This is a genomic window from Streptomyces natalensis ATCC 27448 (genome assembly GCF_000935125.1).
GTDB classification, from domain to species: Bacteria; Actinomycetota; Actinomycetes; order Streptomycetales; family Streptomycetaceae; genus Streptomyces; species Streptomyces natalensis.
The window spans coordinates 1-6,550 of record NZ_JRKI01000030.1; the positions used below are offsets into that span (position 1 = coordinate 1).

Consider the following 6,550-nt stretch of genomic DNA (forward strand, 5'->3'; position numbering starts at 1 on the left):
CGGTTGCCCTGAGCAACGCGTCCCCCCACACCGCTTTCGCCTACGAATACCTGCCGCTATCTGTCCGTCCGCCTGCTCGGCGAATGTCTCTGCTGGCAGGATGGGGTGAGGCGACGGAGGTGGGGGCTCTTGCGGTTAGACAAGCGGCGGATTCAAACAGCAGTCCTGAGCAACGCCGACTCCGACCAGCCGCTGGTGCTTCCGCTGGAGCCCATCGAGCTGGACGCTTTCCGCCAGCACCATCAGCACGACACGTTCTGGTGCGGGCATCTCCTCGGCGGCTGCGGTGGCCAACTGACCACGAAGCTTTACACCGACCGCGTCTGCCACTTCGCCCACCACCCCGACCCCACCGGACTGCCGCGGATCTGCGAGCGCCGGGCCCGCGACGTCTCCAGCGCCGACCACCTCTACCTGAAGGCCGCCGCCACCCAGTGGCTGACCGGCCGCGGCCACCAGGCTGCCTTCACCTTCCCCCAGCCCGACGGCGCCGCCATCGGCTCCGTCCTGGACATCGCCTGGGACAAAGGCGACGGTGCCCTGCGGGTTCACCTCGATGCGACCGTGCCGCCGGCCTGGGAGAGCCACGACGTCGACGTGGTCCTGGGCATGTCGGTGCCGGTGGACGATGACACGTTGGTGCGGCGCTGGTATGTCCACCGGGTCCGCTTCGACAGCGCCGGCACCGCCCGCGAGGTCCGCATCGGCACGCAGGCGTTCGCCCGGGACACCGAGTGGTTCACGCTTGACGAATGCGACATGACCGATCGCGGCCTGTCGACGCCGGCGGTGAAGCGGATCGTCCGCTCCCGCAGCACTCGTCCCGTTGCCCCTTGGCCGACAGGGCGCACCCGGAGGGTTCCGGACGCGCAGGCGCGGGCGAAGGGGTTGCTGCGGAGGCTGGCCGATGCCCAGAAGTTCGGGTCGGTGGTCGTGGTGACCCGGGTGTGCCGTGAGATCGCTGCTGTGACCGGTGGGGACGAAGAGACGCGAAGGCAGCTGACAGCCGCTGTGTCGGAAGCGGAGAGGTGGCTGGAAGCGCAAGCTGCTGTGCGCCAGGAGCTGTTCGGCCAGTTGGAGAAGGCTGTTGCCAGCGGGAAGGCTAAGCAGGTCCGCAAGCTCCTGACGCGTGCCAATGCGACCGCTGGCCATGACCGTAGCGATGCCGAGAACGCCATCGTGGACGCAGCCGTTGAACAGCTGGCAGCCCACAGGCGGGAGCAGGCAGCAGCCCAAGCAGCCGCGAGGGCAGCCAGCGGAGCGTGGCGAGCAGCGGGCCGGGTGCATACCCTGCTCACGACGTTGCAGCGGCGCGGGATTGGCCAGCGGCGTGAGGCGATGCGCGACCTGGTCCAAGAGCTTGTCCGGGTAGCGGAGCAGGCCGACGACTGCGTCGACCCGCGTCAGCAGAAGCAGATCGATACCTGGAAGGTGCGCGCAGGTCTCGACCGGCCGCCCCCGCAAGCCAAGCCCCAGCCGGCTGCACCGCATCTGAGCGCGTCGGTCCCGAAGAGGAAGACGAAGAAGAGGCCGTTGCACGAGCAGGTGGGGCGTCGGTCGTGGACGAAGACGTCGTGCCCGCGCTGCCTTGCGCCCAAGGGCAGGGACTGCCTGAACGACGACGGCGTCGGGAAGGGGGAAGAGCGGCAGTTCCCGCACGACGAGCGACTCCAGTTGATCATCAGCGAACGAAGCTCGCGGGCAGAGCGCCGTAAACCGGGTCCGAGATCACGGCCGGCGTCGTCCTCGCCGGTGCCGCGCTCGCGTCCGGAGCCGCCTTCGCCTCTGTGGCGGGTCAAGGATGTTTCCTGTCCTGAATGCGGGGTGAGGAGCGGATCCCGGTGTGAGACACCGGATGGCCGCCCGCATCAGGCCCGTGTGACGTGGTTCAAGCGCCGGTTTCCCTCGCGCTGACTCACCGTTCTCGTGCAGCACATGCGCACAAGCTGGCTCAGATCCCGACGTCGTCGTGGGTGGCGGCCCACTGCCTGTACGCGGCCAGCCCATACTGGACCGGCCTGACAGGTCCTTCGCTCTGCACACTGGAACAAGCAGTCCGTGCGCGCCTTCGACCTCAATCCCTCAATGGCTGGGCGCCAGCGCCGAGGCCGACGACACCCCAGGGCGCATATCTGCTGACACACGCCTCGTTCGCCTCGCCGCGTAGGGCACGCCGTTACGTCGTTTTGAGTCAGAACCGCCTGATCAGCGCCTCACTTTCGTAGCCGCGCCGGAGACCTCGTACGGTGCACAGGCGCAAGGTATGAGGTCATGTACAGGACCGCGTACGAAAATGATCGAACGAAACAAGGGGGCACCCGTGGGTGACATACGGGTGGACACGGCGAAGGTGCGCAGCACTGGCGATGACATGCAGGCGTTGTCGAGCGACACGCAGCGGCGCCTGTCGCATGTCCTCGACAGTTCTTGGGAGGTCTACTACGACGCTCTGCTCTGGAAGAGCGGAAACGCTGTGACGTCGTGTCGCACTGCCTGGGAGGATCATATGGTCGAGCTCGCCAAGAAAATGGGTGAACTGGGGCAGAAGTTGCAGGACTCCGCCGACGGCTACGACGCCGCGGACCAGGAAGCCGTCTCGCGGCTGAGGGCCGGTATGCAGGACCTGGGGAGGCACTGACAGCATGGTCTCGTACTCGGATCTCATCAGCGCCCACCCCCGCAAGTGGAAGGAAGCCGCCGACGACTGGGCGGCTCTCGCGAAGTACGCGCTGAACGCCGCGAACGACGTACGCGAGCAGGGCGCCAAGCCCCTCGCCGACCATTGGGCCGACGAAGTCGGCGCAGCTGCGGCCGGCGATTTCGTGAAGCTGGCCAACCAACTGGAGTCGGCATACGACCTGCTGCTCAGCGTCAAAATGGTCATGGAAGGCATGCACACCAGCCTGGAAACGGCGATGAGCACCGCATGTCAGATCACCGACCTCTCACGGGCACACGACCTTCCGGTGGATGATGACGGCATGCCGCTGCAGTGCCCCGGCCCGAACGCCGACGCGGACCAGCAGCAGGCATACAAGGAGATCCTGGCCCTGCGCGACCAGGCGGTTCGGCAGGCGACCGAGGCGGACGAGGAAACAGCGGCCGAGCTGTACCGTCTGGCAGGAATGGTCGGTGTGAGCGACCCGGACAAGGCCCTCAAGGAGCAGAACCGTGCCTCGCATGTCGAGATGGACATGCTCGCCGCCGACATCCCGAAGGCGAACACCGACCCGGCCGCGGTACGCGCTTGGTGGAACGGCCTGAGCGAGAAGCAGCAGCAGGACATGATGCGGGCCGAGCCGGTGCAACTCGCCCACCTCGACGGGATCCCCGAAAGCGTCAAACGAGAGATGCGTGGCACGGACGGGAAATTCGATCGCGTCAAGATGGTGGAATATGCGCTGGAGAACTGGGACAAGAAGGATCCGGTCCATTTTGACAACAACTGCACCAACTTCGTCTCCGAGGCACTCGACCACGCAGGCATGCAGCACAAAATCGACTTCTGGTCGGGCGCCCGAGGCGACGACACCTGGGGCAACACCGGCGGCATCGGCATCGACGCGATCGACGCGAGCATGTACTACTCGAAGACTTGGGCCGGAGCCGAGAATCAGCAGAACTTCATGCTCAAGCACGGCGGGGAGGAAGTCCCTCCGTCCCAGGCGCGGCCCGGCGACATCATCTATTACGAGCAGCAGGGCCCCAACGACGAAATCGCGCACAGCAACACCCACCACGCCGCCGTGGTCACGGCCGTGATGCCGGACGGCGAGATCAAGTACACCCAGCACCAAGACTCGTACCAGAACGTGAGTCTGCAAGGCCGGCTCCCGGCAACAGAAAAAGCCGAAGGACAGCAGAAAATCCGCATCGTTCGTCCGCATCCGGATTGGTATTGACAGTGACTACCGAAGTGACACCACAACGCGCGCAGCCCGGGCAACGTCCCTCGCGGCGCTGGCAGGCGTTGATCCTCTCCGTTCCATTGCTCTCGGTAGCCGCCATCGTCAGCTTCTTTGTGTCGGTCTCGCTCTCCAACGGGCACCATGAATTGCAGTCGACCGAGTGCCGGTACATGCTGCTGCCGTGGACGCACTTTGCCGTCGCTTACGGCGGCATGACGGCGGCCGTCCTGGCGGTGGCCATCCATCTGCTGATGTTCCGGTCCGCACGGCGTGCCGGACAGGATCCCAACCGCGGTTGGCAGAGTCTGGTTTCGACGCTCTTCTTCGTCATCGCCTGCCTCATGATCCTTCTGACGGCCGGCATGGTCGTCGTGGCACATATGGACGCCGCCCAGGCAGCTGCGAATATCGGAAAGCCCCTTTGCGAGGGCTAGGTCTAAAATGACGAGATCACTGCGTGAAACTTGCAGAGACTGAGATCAATCGCTATGACTGGGCTCGTCTGCGTTGCGGATGCGGGCAGCCCGCCACTCACGTCGCAGTCGATCTTCTGCAGATCGCAGGAGTCGTTGGGGAGGATAGGCCCGATACTGGCATCTGCGATGGTCATGTGTTCGCGTCGGCGGTGTTATTCGAGCCAGCTCTCGCGGCTGTTTCCGTTGCGCTTGCCGCACTGGCCGATGACATTTCCTTGGCTGCGAGGAGAGCTTTCTCCGAGTTGCTACTTCTCCTGGTCGCCAGCGAGGGGCAGCCGACTCAACTGGTCTTGGAAGGGCGGGACTTGATCGGAGAGTGCATCACTTCGGCGAGGAATGGAATCTGGCTGCTTTATTCTGAAGTTCTTTCAGGGCGATGCGTTGATGCAGCCAGCAACGCGTACGAAACACTGTCAATAATTGACGAAAACGACGATCGAATCAGTCGCGTGCAAGCTGCGGCGGGAGATCTTTTGAGGTCGGATCTGCAGTGATAGCGAAGATTTAGTTTCAAGCCCAAGATCCCTGCGTCACACGCTAATACTCCACCTGTAGATCGTGATCTGGCTGGCTGTGGCCGCGCACCCCGTCATCGCGCTCAGCCAGCCGCCCCGGCTACCCTCCGCCCATGGAGCACGACCACCCCCTCATTCGCGACGTCTTCCCAGATCTCATCACCGAACTGACCGCCCTCCTGGAGGATGAAGGAGAACGCGAGCTGGCTATCTGCGCGTGGGATCTGTGTCTGGTTGACGAGTGCGGCTGCGGCGATGACTTTTGCCAGAGCATCCGGACGGCAGATCATCCGCAGGGGCAGCCGTACGGCCCGGGCCATCGGTGTGTGCCTCTCTCGCCCTCGAAAGGCATGCTGATCCTGGACATCGTGGACGGCCGGATCATGTACATCGAGATACTCGACCGGCCACCGATGCACCGCCAGAGTGCACAGCCATGACGTTCGCCCGAACGGAACACGAAGTGCGGACTCGGACTCGCCAACTCGGGTGCTCGGGCGTACTGATGGGGCCTGGTTCAAGTACGGCCACCGTTGATCATCGTGAGTTGTGTGGACAAACGACGAGACGGTGGCCGCAGGTCACAGCATAAATCCCGCCCTTTGGCGGGAGGCGTTTGAGGTGGCCATGGGCCGTATTGCGGGGCTGTTCGCCCGGGTCGAACCACGGCGGCGGGCCGGTCGGTTGGTACTGGGCCTGCTGTCGGACCTGCCGCGCAAGAACTGCTGGACGACCGCGGAGTGGGCCGGGGAATCTACTCCGCACGGCATGCAGCACCTGCTGTGCCGGGCCTCCTGGGACGCGGATGCGGTCCGTGACGACGTGCGCGAATACGTTGTTGAGCACCTCCACGACGAGGCCGCGGTGCTGGTCGTCGACGAGACCGGTGACCTGAAGAAGGGCACCCACACCGTCGGGGTCCAGCGCCATTACACCGGCACAGCCGGGCAGATCGAGAACTCCCAGGTCGCCCTCTACCCCGTCTACGCCGACGAGCGGGGACACGCCGCAGTGGACCGGGGCTTCGAGGCGGTCGGGGGTGCAGTGGCGGGGGGCTTTTGTTCATCTTCCAGGCCTAAGCTTGTTCTTTATGGTCTGAGCCGCCTTGAAAGAGTGTGACGAGGTCCGACCAGACGCTGAGTAGGGTTGTGGCCATGGCCAAGGGAATGGGGCGGCGGCCCAAGGTGGACCTGGACAGCGGCGTCGAGGACGCGACGCTGCTCATCCTGGAATGGCTCGGTGAGCAGGGTGTCGGTGCCATGATCCGGGTCGACGCGGAGCGCATGCGGGAGGGCCGACCCGCGTGGACCTTCGCTGCTGGTGGTGGACCGCTGTCTGAAGGGATGAGAGCCGACGGATCCTCAGTCGCGGAATGCATGGGCAGGGCACTGCTCAAGCTGCGACAGGCCGGTCTAATTGTACCTTTCTGAGCTCAAGCCGCAGACTCACGGCCTCGAACACCGCCCCGAACGTGATCGCTCGGATGGGCATTCGCCGGTTACGGAAGGGGCCTTCGTCTGATCATGTGCTCCGACCAAGGTGCACCGATCAGAACGAAGGCCGTGAAGGTGAGTCTGCTGCCTGAAGCCGCTGTGGGGGAAGCGTTCGCGGAAGCGTCACGCTTCCGGGACGAGTTGTACGCGTGTCTGAC

Annotated in this window: 7 protein-coding genes and 1 pseudogene; all 8 read left to right on the plus strand. The window is 64.6% G+C overall.

From position 1 onward, the window contains the following. Positions 1–129 precede the first annotated feature (129 nt). On the plus strand, positions 130–1,914 hold the full coding sequence (locus tag SNA_RS23655) for a zinc finger domain-containing protein (RefSeq protein ID WP_044366731.1): 1,785 nt from the start codon (positions 130–132) through the stop codon (positions 1,912–1,914). A 379-nt stretch (positions 1,915–2,293) separates the two neighbouring features. After that, on the plus strand, positions 2,294–2,638 hold the full coding sequence (locus SNA_RS23660) for a type VII secretion target (protein WP_157880050.1): 345 nt from the start codon (positions 2,294–2,296) through the stop codon (positions 2,636–2,638). A gap of 4 nt (positions 2,639–2,642) precedes the next feature. After that, the gene (locus SNA_RS23665) at positions 2,643–3,902 is read left to right on the plus strand and encodes an amidase domain-containing protein (RefSeq protein ID WP_030062775.1); all 1,260 of its coding nucleotides are present in this window, start codon (positions 2,643–2,645) and stop codon (positions 3,900–3,902) included. 2 nt (positions 3,903–3,904) lie between these two features. Beyond that, the gene (locus SNA_RS23670) at positions 3,905–4,342 is read left to right on the plus strand and encodes a hypothetical protein (protein ID WP_157880051.1); all 438 of its coding nucleotides are present in this window, start codon (positions 3,905–3,907) and stop codon (positions 4,340–4,342) included. Between the two features lie 23 nt (positions 4,343–4,365). Beyond that, on the plus strand, positions 4,366–4,878 hold the full coding sequence (locus SNA_RS42670; protein WP_157880052.1) for a hypothetical protein: 513 nt from the start codon (positions 4,366–4,368) through the stop codon (positions 4,876–4,878). A 134-nt stretch (positions 4,879–5,012) separates the two neighbouring features. Then, the gene (locus SNA_RS23675) at positions 5,013–5,339 is read left to right on the plus strand and encodes a hypothetical protein (RefSeq protein ID WP_037788403.1); all 327 of its coding nucleotides are present in this window, start codon (positions 5,013–5,015) and stop codon (positions 5,337–5,339) included. A gap of 187 nt (positions 5,340–5,526) precedes the next feature. Beyond that, positions 5,527–5,919 (plus strand): annotated as a pseudogene (locus SNA_RS23680) (IS701 family transposase); the annotation flags it as partial. A gap of 134 nt (positions 5,920–6,053) precedes the next feature. Continuing rightward, positions 6,054–6,329, plus strand: a complete 276-nt coding sequence (locus SNA_RS42675) for a hypothetical protein (protein WP_051877031.1) — start codon at positions 6,054–6,056, stop codon at positions 6,327–6,329. The last annotated feature ends 221 nt before the right edge of the window (positions 6,330–6,550 follow it).